The sequence below is a fragment of the Paracoccus salipaludis genome (assembly GCF_002287065.1).
Lineage (GTDB): Bacteria > Pseudomonadota > Alphaproteobacteria > Rhodobacterales > Rhodobacteraceae > Paracoccus > Paracoccus salipaludis.
The window spans coordinates 1-551 of the sequence record NZ_NSJZ01000136.1; the positions used below are offsets into that span (position 1 = coordinate 1).

General features: G+C 57.4%; 1 pseudogene. It reads left to right on the forward strand.

The features are described from left to right. Nucleotides 1-324 (forward strand): annotated as a pseudogene (locus CK240_RS17885) (hypothetical protein); the annotation flags it as partial. Nucleotides 325-551 lie beyond the last annotated feature (227 nt).

The following is a 551-nucleotide window of genomic DNA, read 5'->3' on the forward strand; positions in this document are numbered from 1 at the left end:
CTGGATCTAAGCCGGGCCGACACGGCGCGGCGGGTGCTGCTCTACGCGGCAGGCGTCTACCACATCGAGCCACCGGAGGCGGGCGAGATCGAAGCGCTGACCAAGGAGGTTTCGGCAATCGGACGGAACGTGAACCAGGCGGTCCGGGCGATGAACGCGGCCGTACAGCGCGGGCAGAAGATTCCCCGCCTACAACTGGACCAGCTGGGTCATCAACTACACGAGATCACCCGGCACAACGAGAAGACCCGCAGCCTGATGATCAGGCGCGCGCAGCAGCAGCGGACGCACATCGACCAAGTTCTTGCTGTGATCAAAGGCTGATCAAAGTCGACCCATCAAGAGCCGTTACGTGAACGATCAGGCAACGTTCGGACCTTTTCCAAAGTATCAACGTTAAGCGGCTACCAATCTCCCACTTCACACTGTACTTCACACCGCGAATCGGGTTTCCTGACCTCAGGAGGGGACAAAATGAACAATTCTGTAGATGATCCGCTATTTGGAATCATCCCAGAAAGGATGACGCTCGCTAATGCACCAATTGCGTA